This is a genomic window from Mucilaginibacter sp. P25 (genome assembly GCF_050859465.1).
Lineage (GTDB): Bacteria > Bacteroidota > Bacteroidia > Sphingobacteriales > Sphingobacteriaceae > Mucilaginibacter > Mucilaginibacter gossypii.
The window spans coordinates 412,243-426,420 of sequence record NZ_CP193937.1; the positions used below are offsets into that span (position 1 = coordinate 412,243).

At 41.5% G+C, this 14,178-nt stretch carries 14 protein-coding genes and 1 pseudogene; 11 read left to right on the plus strand and 4 right to left on the minus strand.

Annotated elements, in window-relative coordinates; all coding sequences use genetic code 11:
• Window positions 1-76: 76 nt before the first annotated feature.
• The 4 genes and pseudogenes from ACRQ5D_RS02155 to ACRQ5D_RS02170 all read left to right on the plus strand — a co-directional run.
• Window positions 77-231: pseudogene (locus tag ACRQ5D_RS02155) on the plus strand (FAD-dependent oxidoreductase); the annotation flags it as partial.
• 3 nt (window positions 232-234) lie between these two features.
• Window positions 235-1,554 carry a phytoene desaturase family protein gene (locus ACRQ5D_RS02160; protein WP_432329691.1) on the plus strand — a complete coding sequence of 440 codons (1,320 nt, stop codon included), beginning with the start codon at window positions 235-237 and terminating at the stop codon, window positions 1,552-1,554.
• Between the two features lie 90 nt (window positions 1,555-1,644).
• Window positions 1,645-1,815: a helix-turn-helix domain-containing protein gene (locus tag ACRQ5D_RS02165; RefSeq protein WP_091165915.1), complete on the plus strand. Its 171-nt coding sequence runs from the start codon at window positions 1,645-1,647 to the stop codon at window positions 1,813-1,815.
• 50 nt (window positions 1,816-1,865) lie between these two features.
• The gene (locus tag ACRQ5D_RS02170; protein ID WP_432329692.1) at window positions 1,866-2,246 is read left to right on the plus strand and encodes a DUF4870 domain-containing protein; all 381 of its coding nucleotides are present in this window, start codon (window positions 1,866-1,868) and stop codon (window positions 2,244-2,246) included.
• Window positions 2,247-2,339: 93 nt separating this feature from the next.
• Here the strand turns inward: ACRQ5D_RS02170 and ACRQ5D_RS02175 are convergent, their stop codons facing one another.
• Complete coding sequence (locus tag ACRQ5D_RS02175; protein ID WP_090528721.1) at window positions 2,340-2,876, minus strand: RNA polymerase sigma factor; 537 nt, start codon at window positions 2,874-2,876, stop codon at window positions 2,340-2,342.
• A 263-nt stretch (window positions 2,877-3,139) separates the two neighbouring features.
• The gene (murB, locus tag ACRQ5D_RS02180; RefSeq protein ID WP_256337404.1) at window positions 3,140-4,177 is read right to left on the minus strand and encodes a UDP-N-acetylmuramate dehydrogenase; all 1,038 of its coding nucleotides are present in this window, start codon (window positions 4,175-4,177) and stop codon (window positions 3,140-3,142) included.
• Window positions 4,178-4,470: 293 nt separating this feature from the next.
• Between murB and ACRQ5D_RS02185 the strand changes: the two genes are divergently transcribed.
• The 6 genes from ACRQ5D_RS02185 to ACRQ5D_RS02210 all read left to right on the plus strand — a co-directional run bounded on the left by ACRQ5D_RS02185 (window position 4,471) and on the right by ACRQ5D_RS02210 (window position 9,538).
• Window positions 4,471-4,848, plus strand: coding sequence for a BlaI/MecI/CopY family transcriptional regulator (locus ACRQ5D_RS02185; protein ID WP_091165901.1), 378 nt, complete (start codon window positions 4,471-4,473; stop codon window positions 4,846-4,848).
• A gap of 5 nt (window positions 4,849-4,853) precedes the next feature.
• Window positions 4,854-6,851, plus strand: a complete 1,998-nt coding sequence (locus ACRQ5D_RS02190) for a M56 family metallopeptidase (RefSeq protein WP_091165898.1) — start codon at window positions 4,854-4,856, stop codon at window positions 6,849-6,851.
• Between the two features lie 87 nt (window positions 6,852-6,938).
• Window positions 6,939-7,163 (plus strand): AAA family ATPase, encoded by a 225-nt coding sequence (locus ACRQ5D_RS02195; protein ID WP_432328405.1) that lies wholly within the window; start codon window positions 6,939-6,941, stop codon window positions 7,161-7,163.
• A 47-nt stretch (window positions 7,164-7,210) separates the two neighbouring features.
• Window positions 7,211-8,143 (plus strand): hypothetical protein, encoded by a 933-nt coding sequence (locus ACRQ5D_RS02200; protein WP_432328406.1) that lies wholly within the window; start codon window positions 7,211-7,213, stop codon window positions 8,141-8,143.
• A gap of 87 nt (window positions 8,144-8,230) precedes the next feature.
• Window positions 8,231-8,623 (plus strand): hypothetical protein, encoded by a 393-nt coding sequence (locus ACRQ5D_RS02205; RefSeq protein WP_431199027.1) that lies wholly within the window; start codon window positions 8,231-8,233, stop codon window positions 8,621-8,623.
• 102 nt (window positions 8,624-8,725) lie between these two features.
• A complete protein-coding gene (locus ACRQ5D_RS02210; protein WP_091165893.1) occupies window positions 8,726-9,538 on the plus strand; it encodes an enoyl-ACP reductase FabI in 813 nt (270 codons plus the stop codon).
• A 70-nt stretch (window positions 9,539-9,608) separates the two neighbouring features.
• Here ACRQ5D_RS02210 and ACRQ5D_RS02215 read toward each other — a convergent pair whose 3' ends face one another.
• The gene (locus ACRQ5D_RS02215; protein ID WP_091165890.1) at window positions 9,609-9,995 is read right to left on the minus strand and encodes a hypothetical protein; all 387 of its coding nucleotides are present in this window, start codon (window positions 9,993-9,995) and stop codon (window positions 9,609-9,611) included.
• A 148-nt stretch (window positions 9,996-10,143) separates the two neighbouring features.
• Between ACRQ5D_RS02215 and ACRQ5D_RS02220 the strand changes: the two genes are divergently transcribed.
• Window positions 10,144-11,301 carry a carboxypeptidase-like regulatory domain-containing protein gene (locus tag ACRQ5D_RS02220; protein ID WP_431199028.1) on the plus strand — a complete coding sequence of 386 codons (1,158 nt, stop codon included), beginning with the start codon at window positions 10,144-10,146 and terminating at the stop codon, window positions 11,299-11,301.
• Between the two features lie 195 nt (window positions 11,302-11,496).
• Here ACRQ5D_RS02220 and ACRQ5D_RS02225 read toward each other — a convergent pair whose 3' ends face one another.
• Window positions 11,497-14,031, minus strand: a complete 2,535-nt coding sequence (locus tag ACRQ5D_RS02225) for an ATP-dependent Clp protease ATP-binding subunit (RefSeq protein WP_091165885.1) — start codon at window positions 14,029-14,031, stop codon at window positions 11,497-11,499.
• Window positions 14,032-14,178: the final 147 nt, after the last annotated feature.

Sequence of the window (14,178 nt, forward strand, 5' to 3'; positions counted from 1 at the left end):
CAAAAGTACAAATTCAAAGCGGTATTGTTTTTTATAGGCCTAAAACATTTTTCTTATCTTGGGCTTCACATTAAACATGAACAGCAAACATATTATTGTTATTGGTTCGGGATTTGCTGGTTTATCAGCAGCCTGTGTTTTAGCTAAAGAAGGATTTAAAGTTACCATACTGGAAAAAATGACCAGCCCGGCGGCCGTGCCAGGGCCTGGGAGCAGGATGGTTTCAGGTTTGATATGGGGCCAAGCTGGTACTGGATGCCCGACGTATTTGAAAACTTTTTTGCACTGTTCGGCAAAAAAACTTCCGATTATTACCGGCTAAAAAGGCTTGATCCCGGCTACCGTGTTTATTACAGCAAAAATGAAATATTTGATGTTCCAGCGGATATGGTTGAGCTTGAAGCCCTGTTTGAACAAGCCGAACCTGGCAGTAGTAAAGCATTACGGGATTTTTTAAACCAGGCGGCATATAAATATAAAGTAGGCATGGGTGAGTACGTTTTCCGCCCCTCCCATTCCATCACCGAATTTATCGACTTTAACCTTATCAAAAAAAGCTTCAGCATGCAGCTGCTTACCAGTATGAGCAGCCATGTACGCAAATATTTTAAAAACCCCCAATTAATTAAACTACTGGAGTTCCCCGTGTTATTTTTAGGAGCCACCCCGCAAAATACCCCAGCCATGTATAGCATGATGAACTATGCGGACCTTGCCCTGGGCACCTGGTACCCTATGGGTGGCATGAACGAAATAGTAAAAGCTATGGTAAGCATGGCCATCGAACTGGGGGTTGAGATCAAGCTCAATACAGAGGTTACAAAAATCAATATACAGGATAAACAGGTTGATAAAATCCAAACCAATAACGGCGTATTCACCGCCGATATGGTAATTGCAGGGGCAGATTATCAACATGTTGACCAGCATTTAATTGAAAAACCCTATCGTAACTACACTACTAAATACTGGAATAGCCGTACGATGTCGCCATCGAGCTTATTGTTCTATATCGGCACTAATAAAAAAGTGCCGAACATACAGCACCATAACCTATTCTTCGACGAAGACTTTGAATTGCATGCCAAGGAGATCTATACTGCGCCCCAATGGCCCTCCAGTCCGTTGTTTTATGTTTGCTGTAGTTCAAAAACGGATAGCACGGTTGCCCCCGAGGGCGGCGAGAACCTGTTTTTCCTGATGCCGATAGCGCCGGGCTTAAATGATGACGAAACCATCCGCGAAAAATATTTCACCCTGATGATGGATAGGTTTGCTCAGATTACCGGGCATGACATAAGGGATTCGATCGTGGTGAAACGGAGCTATGCGCTAAATGATTTCAAAGTCGATTATCATTCCTTTAAAGGCAACGCTTACGGGTTGGCAAATACACTTGCCCAAACTGCTTTTTTTAAACCCGCCATGCAGGCAAAACATATCAACAACCTGTTGTATACTGGCCAGCTTACTGTGCCCGGGCCAGGTGTGCCGCCGGCAATTATCTCAGGGCAGGTGGTAGCGAAGGAGGCAATGAAGAAGTTGGCGTATTAGCAATAACAGCAATGTCGTAAACATGACGTAAACAAGTCGGCAATTAATATCTTTAGGCAGTTATACTTTTGTTCAGCAAAATATATCAATATGAAAACCTATAACCCCGGAAAAAAGATTAAGGAATTGCGCAACCGTAAAGGATTAAGCCAGGAAGAATTGGCTGAACAAGCCCAACTAAGTTTAAGAACCGTGCAACGAATAGAAAACGATGAACAGACGCAAGGGGCGATACACTTAAAAGACTGGCAACCGCACTAAATATTACTCCTGAAGATTTAACAGAATTGCCTTTCGAACCGGCAGGAATTTTGAATCATGATAGCAGAAACTTCTTACTACAATTCAATTTATCAGCCTTAAGCTTCATTATATTCCCTATGTTGGGAATAGCATTGCCACTGGCCTTGTGGTTATCCAACAGAAAAAAAATAAAGGATATAGATAAACCTTGTAAACGGCTTATCAATTTTCAAATATCATGGTGTTTAGCTATCGTTTTAACAGCTATTGTTCTTTTTAACCACGAATTTTTTCATATTCCCTCATCTATATTGAACCTTGGCGTGGGCGAACTTATATTATTGAGTATGCCGTTGTTTTATGCTACAAACTTTATTTATATCGTTTTCAACAGCGTATTGGTATATAATACCCGGCAAATATTTTATCAGCCGGCTGTACCTTTTTAAGATAACACAGCCCGGTTAATAACCTGGATTGAAACAAGAAACCCGCCTCATGAGCGGGTTTCTTCTATATATATGATGGAGTTTAATTAAATATTAATTCTCTGCGTAAACGGGTTTGGCGATGCCGTTATCATATGCCTTTAGGTTTTTCTTGAGCAGTTTGCGTGCTACGTGTATACGGGTTTTTACCGTACCGATCGGGATATCCAGGTGATCGGCAATTTCATGGTATTTATGACCTTCAAAGTACATGGTGAAGGGTACATAATAATCTTCGGGTAGCCTGTCTAAAGCTTTTTTAATATCATCCATAACAAATTTGGCTTCGCCCTGATTTTTGGTTGAACTAAATACCAGGTTGGGCGATGATATTTCATCACTCTTGGTAACGAAAGTGCTCATTTTAACAAAACGGCGATAGTTGTTGATGAATGTGTTTTTCATGATGGTATATAACCATCCTTTTAAATTGGTGCCTTCCTTAAACTTGTTGTAGTAAGTTATGGCCTTCAACATTGTATCCTGGACAAGGTCGTTAGCATCGTCTGCGTCGTGCGTGAAATGTAAAGCGTATGATCTTAAAGAAGTCGCCTGACGTAGTACAAGGGTGTTAAACTCAATCTTTGTCATTTTGTTAAAGTTTTGTGTTAACAATTAGACAAGCATGATGCCATTAAGCCAAAGTGTGTAGTAAAAAGTCCACATTTAAACATCAGTATTGAAACTTACCCATTGTGTAATATTCACACATTGATTACAAATACAATACTGAAAAACAGAACGTTATGAATTTTTACAGCAGAAAATCAAACTTATTCAGGGAACATTTGTAACAGGAATGTTATTGAGAAGAAATTTTATTAAAAATGAAAATTCACTTTAAATAAACTTATTTAACTAATAATATTAACCTCACGTTGTAGTGTAACGCCAAATTTAGTGTACACACTGTCTATGATTTGCGACGAAAAGTTATACACTTCCTGCCCCGTAGCGCCTCCGTGGTTCACCAAAACCAGGGCTTGGTTCTTCCATGTTCCTGTGTGCCCCACGGTTTTTCCTTTCCATCCACATTGTTCAATAAGCCATCCGGCAGCCAGTTTTACGCCGCCATCAGCAGCAGGATAATTTACCACATCAGGAAATTTAGCTTGCACCACAGCAAATTCTTCGGCACTGATCACCGGGTTTTTAAAGAAGCTGCCCGCGTTTCCTATAGTTGACGGATCGGGGAGTTTGGATACCCGGATATGCGCCACCACCTGCGATACATCTTTAATAGTAGGGTTTGAGATACCCCTGTTTTGTAATTCTTGCTCAATGGCCCCATACCTGGTGTTAATGCTTGCCACCAGCGATAAGTGGAACTTTACCGATACTATAATATACTGTTCTTTCAGTTCAGCTTTAAAAATGCTTTCGCGGTAACCAAATTTACAATCCTCTTTGCTGAAATTTCTGAATGTTCCTGTCGCTATTTCAAAAGCGCGGCAACTGTGAAATACATCTTTAAGCTCCACGCCATAGGCACCTATATTTTGTATAGGCGATGCCCCTACCGAACCCGGGATCAGGCTCAGATTTTCGACACCAGCATATTCATGCGCAACGCAATAATTAACCAGGTCATTCCATACCTCGCCACCACCTGCTTCTACATAAACATCGTCATGACTAATCCGGTGCTCAATACCGCGGATGTTCATGCGCACAACCAGTCCGTCAAAATCATCAACCATAAGCATATTGCTGCCGCCACCGAGTATTAGTCGCTCTGTTTGCTGCCACTGCGGGTCGGCAAACAGTTCTGTTAGTTCGGTTTCATGGGCTATCTCTACAAAATAACGGGCGCTGGTATCAATACCGAAGGTGTTAAAATTTTTGAGGGATACGTTTTCTTGTATTTGCAGCATGGGTATTTGATGTCGGATTTCGGATGTTCGATTTCGGAGTTTCCAGCGCAAAAATAGTTAAAAGATGCTGATTGTTTGATTTTGGATTTTTCACAATTTAATTGTTCTTTCAACGGTGTTCAAGAGGGCTACGCCGTTTCGGATGTTCGATTTCGGATTTTTTCTGAACAGACAAACCTCTTCCTCACTCACCCAATCAACCACTCACTACCCACCCTACCGTTAAAATTTGTTAAATAATTTCAAAACCATTTGTAAATACGAAATCTATCGTAGATATTTGTACGAAGAAATTCGTAATAGAGAGACAGATGGAAATTAAACCAACAGAAAGCGAACTTGAAATTTTACAGGTGATCTGGAAAAAGGGCCAGTGCACCGTACGTGAAGTTCACGAGGAGCTTGCTAAAAACAAGGATGCCGGCTACACCACCACCTTAAAACTCATGCAAATTATGCATGATAAGGGAATGGTTGAGCGCGACACCACTTCAAAAACCCATGTTTACAAGGCTTTATTCACAATGGAGCAGGCCCAAAGCAACGCTCTGGATAAAATCTTGTCTACTGTATTTAAGGGCTCCACTTCCGATTTGGTGATCCAGGCGCTTGGCCAGCACCGCGCATCAAAAGACGAGATTGACGCTATTAAAAATTTTTTGAATCAATTTGATCAGGATAAAAAATAAACGTGATGGAAAATTTATTCTATAATATAAGCCAGGTGTTGGGCGTAACTATTCTGCAATCGTTATGGCAGGGTTTGTTAGTATGGTTTGCCTTAAGGTTAGTGTTTATTTGCAGGCCGCAGTTATCGGCCATTAAAAAGCACAATTTGGCCATGGGCGCCATCCTTGCCATAAGCGCCTGGTTTATATACACGTTTATCCATCAGTTCAGGTTGCACGAGTGGATCAATTTTACATCCGCCAATGCACCATCTTTATTACCACGTTTCTACCTTCCGCTGCATGAAGTAGCATTCAAACCGCAAAACAATTATTACGAATACGTTATAAAAGGCTATCTGCCTTATATATCAGCCCTTTACTTTGCTGGTTTGGTATTTAACCTGCTTAAAGTTAGCTTAAGCTGGCAAAGGATCAGCCTGATAAAACGTACCATGGTACCCGCCGACAGGCTACAGGACTTTGCCGATGAGCTTTGCCAAAAGCTGGGCATTACTAAAAATGTGTGGGTAAACTTTAGCCGTATGGTTGATGCCCCTTGTATGATAGGCTTTTTAAGCCCCATTATTTTGGTGCCGATAACCCTTACTACATACTTATCGGCTACCGAGGTTGAAGCCATTTTACTGCACGAGCTATCGCACATTAAACGTAATGATTACCTGCTGAACCTGATGCAGCAATTTATTTCCATACTGTTATTCTTTAATCCCTTTGCCCAATTAATTAATCGAATCATTAATCAGGAGCGCGAAAACAGCTGCGATGACCTTGTTGTGCAAACAACACAGCAACCCTTGATCTATGCACACGCGCTTTTGAAGCTTGAGCAAACCAGGCAGCAGCATTTACAGCTGGCCCTGGCTGCTAATGGCAAAAAATATCATTTATTAAACAGAATTGAACGCATCATGAAAACAAAGAAACCTATAGGCAATATCCGCCACCTGCTTGTGGCCATTGCCATAATGGCTGCCGGCGTTAGCAGCATTGCCTGGCTAAACCCCACCATAAAAGATGGCAAGCTCTCAGTTAAAAAAGTTGCTGCGCCTGCCGCCTTACATGCTCTATTTGTGGAAGATACCATACGCAAGGTGGCTCCTAAAACTAAAAAACCTGTAACCTATAAAAAGAAAACCCAGGCCGAAATAGTTAAAGCCAAACAACGCCATGATTCTTTTAACTACGACGGTTTTAACGATGCTGAGCTTGAAAAACTCAGCGCCGAAGTAAACAAACAAGGCGAGCTGATTGGTAAATACTACAACAGCAATGATTTCAAAAAGCAACAGGAAATGCTTGAAGCTAAAAGCAAAGCCCTGCAGGCCTATTATAATACTGAAGGCATGGAAAAAATGAAGCTGGAAATGCAAAAAATGGGCGAAGATTTTCAAAAGGAATATGGCGAAACGTCCGAATCTAAAAAAACCAGCGAACAGATGGGTGAGATAGGCCGCAAGATTGGTGCTTATTACAGCAGTCCTGAGTTTAAAAAAATGAACGAAGAGCTGGAGAAAAAATATGGCATCCCGCATGATCGTGGGTATCGTGGTTATAACGACGATAGAGACCCTAACTACAAAAAATACCAGGACGAACTGCAAAGCAAGATCCCGGCCGATGTGAAGGCGCAAACAGAGCAATTGAAAAACCTGGGCCAAAAAATCCGCAGCCGCTATGACTCGCCGGAATTTATTGCCAAAAGAAACCGTATGCAGGCCATGGGCGATAGCATCAGGATGGCCTACAACAATCCCGACATGAAAAAACTACAGGAGGATATGAGGGACATTGGCCGGCAAATGCGCGGCTTCCAGGATAGCCCTGAAATTAGAGCGGCACAACAACGGCTTAAAGAAGCCAGCAAAAAACTGCGGGACTATATGAAAAGCCCGGCGTTTAAACAAAAAATGAAACTTTACCGCGATAAAATGGATAAAGACTTTGATTACAAGTTTGACACCGACGATAAAGAAGATATCAAACCAGACACAGCTGACTAAATAAATTAGCAATTAGCATTAAAAATCTTTTTTAAAGAACCTTAATTTGTAATTTAGTGTCCTCAATAAAATGAGGACACTTTTTTTATGCTTCAAAAGCTAACCATTAATAATTACGCGCTTATCGATAACCTGGAGATAGGTTTTGATAGCGGCCTGAACATATTAACCGGCGAAACCGGTGCAGGTAAATCGATCATATTGGGTGCCCTTTCACTTATTTTAGGACAACGGGCCGAAAGCAAGTACTTTTTTAACCAGCAAAAAAATGCGTTATTGAGGGCACTTTCAAAATCAGTGGCTTTCATTTAGCCGATTTTTTTGAGGATAACGATCTGGATTATGAAACCGAAACGGTATTGCGCCGTGAAATTTCGGCCGATGGTAAATCCCGTGCTTTTGTAAACGATACGCCGGTTAACCTCACAGCATTGAAGCAACTGGGCGAAAAGCTGATTGACATCCATTCCCAGCATGCTACGCTGGAGATCAATGATCCGGATTTTCAACTGTTAGTGGTTGACTCCGTCGCCCGTCATTCGGATCTGCTGTTTGATTATCAAACCAAATTCAAAGCATATAAAAAGTCGTTAAGCAAGCTGAACCAGCTCATAGCCGAAAATGATAAAGGCAAAGCCGATCTTGATTATTTCCAGTTTCAGTTTGATGAACTTGAAAAAGGTGCTTTGGTTGCCGATGAGCAGGAACATTTGGAGCTGGAACTAAACACCCTCAACAATGCCGAAGAAATTAAGCGCAACCTTTTAGGCGCCAACTATCTTTTACAGGATGGCGAAGCTGCAGCGTTGACTCAGCTAAAAGAAGCCGGACAGGCTTTGGGTTCTATAGAAAAATACAACCCGGCTGTGGCTGAATTGCACCAGCGCATCAATAGCATTATCATAGAATTGAAAGATATTGCTGCTGAAATTGATGCCATTGAACAGCATACTTTTATTGATGAAGCCCGTGCCGAAGAGGTGAACAACCGGTTAAGCATGATCTACAATCTGCAAAAAAAGCATCGGGTAAATACCATCGCCGAGCTATTGCAGATTCAGGAAGAATTATCAGACAAAGTGCAGCAAGCCCTTTTTGGTGACGAAGCCATTGAAAAGCTGCAAAAACAAATTGCCGCCGATAAAGCCGAACTTGAAAAGCTGGCGACACAGTTATCAGTCAACCGCAAAAAAGCTATCCCGGATATTGAGAAACAAATATTGGCAACACTGGCCGAGATGGGGATGGGAAACTCGATGTTAAGCATTGAGCAAATGCCCCCCGCCCCCTAAAGGGGGGCTACTGAGCAAGCTCCCTTACTTACTGCTACGGGGATTGATAACATTAAATTTTTATTTTCGGCTAATAAGGGACATGCTTTGGCTGAGATGAGCAAGGTGGCATCCGGTGGAGAGCTTTCGAGGTTGATGCTGAGCATTAAATCTATTGTGGCGCAATACACTGCCTTGCCTACTATTATTTTTGATGAGATTGACACTGGTGTATCTGGCGAGGTAGCCAATAAGGTTGGGCAGATAATGGAGCGATTAGCGCAAAACCTACAGGTAATCACCATTACCCACCTGCCGCAAATCGCCAGCAAAGGACAAAGCCATTATTTTGTTTATAAAGATGATAGCGAAGCCGCTACCTTTACCCGGATCAAGCAATTGGACAACGATGAACGCGTATTGGAGATAGCCAAAATGCTAAGCGGGGATAAGCCGGGCGAAAGTGCTTTGCAAAATGCGAGAGAGTTACTCTTCAGTTAGCAGTTTTGAGTTTGCAGCAGGCAATAACGGCCGTTAGTTTAAACAGCCAATCAGCAACTGAAATAAAATTATAACTTTGCTTCAATTATAAAAACTTAACAAATGGCTTATAATTTATTAAAAGGTAAAAAAGGCATCATTTTCGGTGCGCTAAATGAGCAATCAATAGCCTGGAAGGTAGCACAACGTGCCGTACAGGAAGGTGCTGAAATTGTATTATCAAATGCCCCTATTGCTTTACGCATGGGCGAACTCAATAAACTGGCCGAAGAATGCAATGCGCCGGTTATTGGTGCCGATGTTACCAATGGCGATGATATCAATAACCTGTTCACCAAAACCATGGAGCATTTTGGCGGCAAGGTTGATTTCATCCTGCACTCAATAGGCATGAGCGTTAACGTGCGCAAAAACATTCCTTATTTTGAAAACAACTACGAATTTACCCACAAAGGTTTCGATATATCAGCATTAAGTCTTCACCGCATTTTGCAGGCTGCCATGAAACATGATGCCATTAATGAATGGGGATCAGTACTGGCATTAAGCTACATCGCTGCCCAGCGTTACTTCCCTGGTTATAATGACATGGCCGATAACAAAGCGGTATTGGAAAGCATTGCCCGTAACTTTGGTTATGAGTACGGCATGGCTAAAAAAGTACGTGTTAACACTATTTCTCAATCGCCAACCCGTACAACCGCCGGTTCGGGCGTAAAAGGCTTCGACGGTTTTATTGAATTTGCCGAAAAAATGAGCCCGCTGGGTAATGCTGATGCTGATCAGTGCGCTGATTACTGCGTTACTATGTTTAGCGATTTAACCAAAATGGTTACTATGCAAAACTTGTTTCACGATGGTGGTTTCTCATTCACCGGCGTAACCCAGGCGGTTATTGATCAGATGGGGAAATAATTTCAAATGTTCTTAAACAAAAAGGAGCGTTGCGTTTGCAAGGCTCCTTTTTGTTTTGAGTTAAATTGGATTACGGCACCAATACTATTTTCACTTTTAACGGGCCGGGGATACCGTTACCTGTAGGGACGCTTCCGTCGGAATTTTGAGCATCAATGTATAGCTTGCCTGTTTGATATACAAACCTGTAACTTATCCCCCCATATACATCCGGTAGCTGTTCATAGGTACCATTATCCTCTAAATACACCAAAACAGCACCGTGATTGTTATAGTAGTCAGTAATTTCGGGTACATTTAAAGTCGTGGTATAGCCGTTAATACTATTGTCGAGCACAAAATTTGGAGTGGTATCAAAAATAGTGGTAGCGCTCGGGCTGGTAGTTACATATTCCTTTTTACACGATGTTGCAGCAAGTACTATAGTGCAGCAAATTAAAGTCAAGATTTTTTTCATAAAGTATTGCGTTAGTTATATAACTGTTTGAACAAAAAATTGTTCAAAGGTTTAAACGTTTTTTAAATTATTTTATTTCGAATCTTTATTTCTGATAAATTTTCATGCAGCTATATTGTTAAACTAAAATTTTAGTTTAATTTTAACCATGCGTAAGTTATTGTTGCTTTTATCGTTACTGATACCTGCGTACTGTATGGGCCAGGTAAAAATTACCGGCAAAGTAATCAACATGACCGATACCAAGCCCGTGCCCAATGCCAGTGTGTTTTTAAACAATGCCCAGGTAGGCAACAAAACGGCTGATGACGGTACTTTCACCCTCAGCAACGTAAAGCCCGGCAAGTATGATTTCATTATATCCATAGTTGGTTATGAAACCTACACTTATAGTTTGCAGGCGGGCAGTGCCAATATCAACCTGGGGACCATCAGTATTATCCCCAAAACCTTTCAGCTAAATGAGATTAAGATCAGGCCCGATCCTAACCGTGAAAAATACTATGCTATTTTCAGGCAGCAATTTTTAGGCTATTCGGACAATGCCGCTAAATGTAAAATCCTGAACTCAGATGTGCTTGATTTTGATTATGATGAAGCTACCCGAATCTTAAAAGCTACTTCTCACGATTTTTTGGAGATTGAAAACAAGGCACTGGGTTATAAGATCCGATACAAATTAACCAACTTCAATTACAACCCGGCAAAAGCCATGTTGTATTATGAGGGAATCTCCAACTTCGAAGACCTGAAGGGAACCGAAAAACAAAAGCGTAAATGGCGTAAAGAACGACAATCAGCGTACCTTGGTTCATATATGCATTTCTATCGGTCGGCTATAAAAGATAGTCTCACACAAGAAAACTTTGTTGTGATGCGCCTGATCCGTAAGCCTAATCCTAATTATCACGGTGGCCCCAATAATAAATACCTGCAAAGTCTTGTCAATAAACCCTTAGACAGAGCCGACTTTTTCAAGCTAACAGACCAGGAAGGCTTATTTGCTATAGGATTTACCGATTGCCTGTATGTTATGTATACTAAAAAAGGCCGGGAAGCTTCAGACAATTCTTTCCAGGCGTTTAACATGCCTAACAACGCTACAACTATTATTTCTTTCGATGAGCCATATGCCTTTTTTGATAACAATGGTATTGTAGCTAATCCTCATTCCGTAATCTATGAAGGTGACTGGGGCATAAGCCGCGTTGCCGAAATGTTACCTGTTGATTATGAGCCGGTGGTGGAAAAAAGTAAGTCTGAATCAGAATTTTCAGAATTAAAGGATTTACAGAATATTGTCTGAACTAGAATTAAACGAATTGAGTGAATTATCAGAATGAAAAGGCAATTAAATAAATTCTTAAAATTCAAAAAATTCGAGTTCAGACAAAAATCCGATTAATCCCAAAAATCCACTAAAATCCTAGTTCAGACAGCAAACAAAACCCCGTTCCGAAAAATCGAAACGGGGTTTTAATATTAATACAGTATTGCAAAATTACTTTTGCTCTTCCTGCTCTGGTTTTTTGCTTTCGCCTTTGCGGTCGGTGATTTTGATCTTTTTGGTTTCGGTATCAAAATCAACTACCATCACATCACCTTCGGCTAATTCACCTTTAAGGATCTCTTCGGCAATTGGATCTTCCAGGTATTTCTGGATGGCACGTTTAAGCGGCCTTGCACCAAATTGCGAGTCATAACCTTTATCGGCAATGAAATCTTTTGCAGCATCGGTAAGCTCGATTTTGAAACCTAAGCCATTTACACGGCTAAACAGGTAAGCAAGCTCGATATCGATGATTTTGAAGATTTCTTCTTTACCTAATGAGTTAAATACGATAACGTCATCAATACGGTTCAGGAACTCAGGAGCAAATGCACGTTTCAAGGCATTCTCAATAACACCACGTGAATGGCTTTCGGCCTGTAAAGTTTTAGCATTGGTGCTGAAACCCACGCCCTGACCAAAGTCTTTCAACTGGCGGGCACCGATGTTTGATGTCATGATGATGATAGTATTCCTGAAATCAACCTTGCGGCCTAATGAATCAGTAAGCTGACCTTCGTCCAACACCTGTAACAGGATATTGAATACATCAGGGTGAGCTTTTTCAATCTCATCCAGCAACACTACTGCATATGGTTTACGACGAACTTTTTCAGTCAACTGACCACCTTCTTCGTAACCTACGTAGCCCGGAGGCGCACCCACTAAACGGGATACTGCGAATTTCTCCATGTATTCGCTCATGTCAATCTGGATCAGGGCATCTTCGGTATCGAACATAAAGCGGGCAAGCTCTTTAGCAAGCTCGGTTTTACCAACACCTGTAGGGCCTAAAAAGATGAATGAACCAATAGGTTTTTTAGGATCTTTCAAACCTGCACGAGTACGCTGTATAGCACGGGTTAGCTTTTTGATAGCCTCATCCTGACCAATGATCTTGCTGGCAACAGTATCGCTCATGTGCAACAGCTTCTGACTGTCGGCCTGACCTACACGTTGTACAGGGATGCCGGTCATCATTGATACTACTTCGGCAACGTTATCCTCGGTTACAGTGTAACGTTTTGATTTTGTTTCAGCTTCCCAAACAGCTTTTGCCTGGTCAAGCTCAACTAACAAATTCTTTTCAGTATCACGTAACTGAGCAGCTTCCTCGTATTTCTGGCTGCGAACAACTTTGTTTTTTTCAATCTTGATCTGTTCTATCTTTTGCTCAATATCTAAAATGTTTTGAGGCACGTGGATATTGGTTAAGTGAACGCGTGAACCTGCTTCATCAAGCGCGTCGATAGCCTTGTCCGGTAAAAACCTGTCGGTAATGTAACGCGTGGTTAAGTTAACGCAAGCATTAATTGCTTCAGGAGTATAAGTAACACCGTGGTGTTCTTCATATTTATCCTTAATGCGGTTCAGGATCTCGATAGTTTCAGTCGGCGTAGCCGGCTCAACCATTACCTTTTGGAAACGACGGTCCAAAGCACCATCTTTTTCAATGTACTGGCGGTATTCATCTAAAGTGGTTGCGCCAATACATTGTATCTCTCCCCTCGCCAAAGCTGGTTTAAACATATTTGACGCATCAAGCGAACCTGAAGCACCACCAGCGCCTACTATAGTATGGATCTCGTCAATAAATAAAATTACATCAGGTGATTTTTCCAGTTCGTTCATTACCGCTTTCATACGCTCTTCAAACTGGCCACGGTATTTGGTACCGGCAACCAATGAGGCTAAATCAAGTGTAACTACACGCTTATTGAACAATACACGTGATACTTTGCGCTGAACAATGCGTAATGCAAGGCCTTCGGCAATGGCCGATTTACCTACACCAGGCTCACCTATTAATATAGGGTTGTTCTTTTTACGGCGCGATAGAATTTGTGATACCCTTTCGATCTCTTTTTCACGACCGACAATAGGGTCAAGCTTGCCATCTTCAGCAGCGCGGGTTAAATCGCGGCCAAAGTTATCAAGTACCGGTGTTTTTGATTTAATGTCGGATACTTTTTTAGGCTGACTAAATGACTCTTCTTCTTTAAAGTCATCGTCGCCACCTGTAGGTGACCCCGGCATCTCGTCAGTAACATCGTTTTTATGCGATTCAACTTCGCCTTTAAATACTTCGTAGTTTACATTAAACTGTACAAGTATTTGTGAGGCAATGTTGTCCTCATCGCGAAGGATGGACAGCAGCAGGTGCTCTGTACCAATTACATCGCTTTTAAATATTTTGGCTTCCAGATAAGTTATCTTCAATACCTTCTCGGCCTGTTTTGTTAACGGGATGCTGCCGATATGTACGTTTGTTCCAATAGTTCCCTTTACTGCATCCTCAACGGCGCGGCGAAGTTTTGCGGTATCAACGTTCAATCCCTTCAGCAATTTAATTGCTACACCATCCCCATCGCGGATAAGCCCAAGCAAAAGATGTTCAGTACCTATATAGTCATGCCCAAGACGTAATGCCTCTTCCCTGCTATATTGAATAACATCCTTTACCCTCGGCGAAAATTTAGCTTCCATATATACCTTTCTAATTATTGAACGCCCTAATGTATAAATTATGTTTTTACAAATTACGACGCCTGTTTACTTTCATCAACAATATTGCCAACATTTAATGCTTTGCAGAAACAGACATTGTAATGATACGCAATGTATCAAAGTTTG

Bases quoted from the DNA above. Each gene is read 5' to 3' on its own strand.
- ACRQ5D_RS02160 (WP_432329691.1), top strand. From the start codon at position 235: ATGGGGCCAAGCTGGTACTGGATGCCCGACGTATTTGAAAACTTTTTT.
- ACRQ5D_RS02165 (WP_091165915.1), top strand. From the start codon at position 1,645: ATGAAAACCTATAACCCCGGAAAAAAGATTAAGGAATTGCGCAACCGT.
- ACRQ5D_RS02175 (WP_090528721.1), bottom strand. From the start codon at position 2,876: ATGACAAAGATTGAGTTTAACACCCTTGTACTACGTCAGGCGACTTCT.
- ACRQ5D_RS02185 (WP_091165901.1), top strand. From the start codon at position 4,471: ATGGAAATTAAACCAACAGAAAGCGAACTTGAAATTTTACAGGTGATC.
- ACRQ5D_RS02190 (WP_091165898.1), top strand. From the start codon at position 4,854: ATGGAAAATTTATTCTATAATATAAGCCAGGTGTTGGGCGTAACTATT.
- ACRQ5D_RS02195 (WP_432328405.1), top strand. From the start codon at position 6,939: ATGCTTCAAAAGCTAACCATTAATAATTACGCGCTTATCGATAACCTG.
- ACRQ5D_RS02210 (WP_091165893.1), top strand. From the start codon at position 8,726: ATGGCTTATAATTTATTAAAAGGTAAAAAAGGCATCATTTTCGGTGCG.
- ACRQ5D_RS02215 (WP_091165890.1), bottom strand. From the start codon at position 9,995: ATGAAAAAAATCTTGACTTTAATTTGCTGCACTATAGTACTTGCTGCA.
- ACRQ5D_RS02220 (WP_431199028.1), top strand. From the start codon at position 10,144: ATGCGTAAGTTATTGTTGCTTTTATCGTTACTGATACCTGCGTACTGT.
- ACRQ5D_RS02225 (WP_091165885.1), bottom strand. From the start codon at position 14,031: ATGGAAGCTAAATTTTCGCCGAGGGTAAAGGATGTTATTCAATATAGC.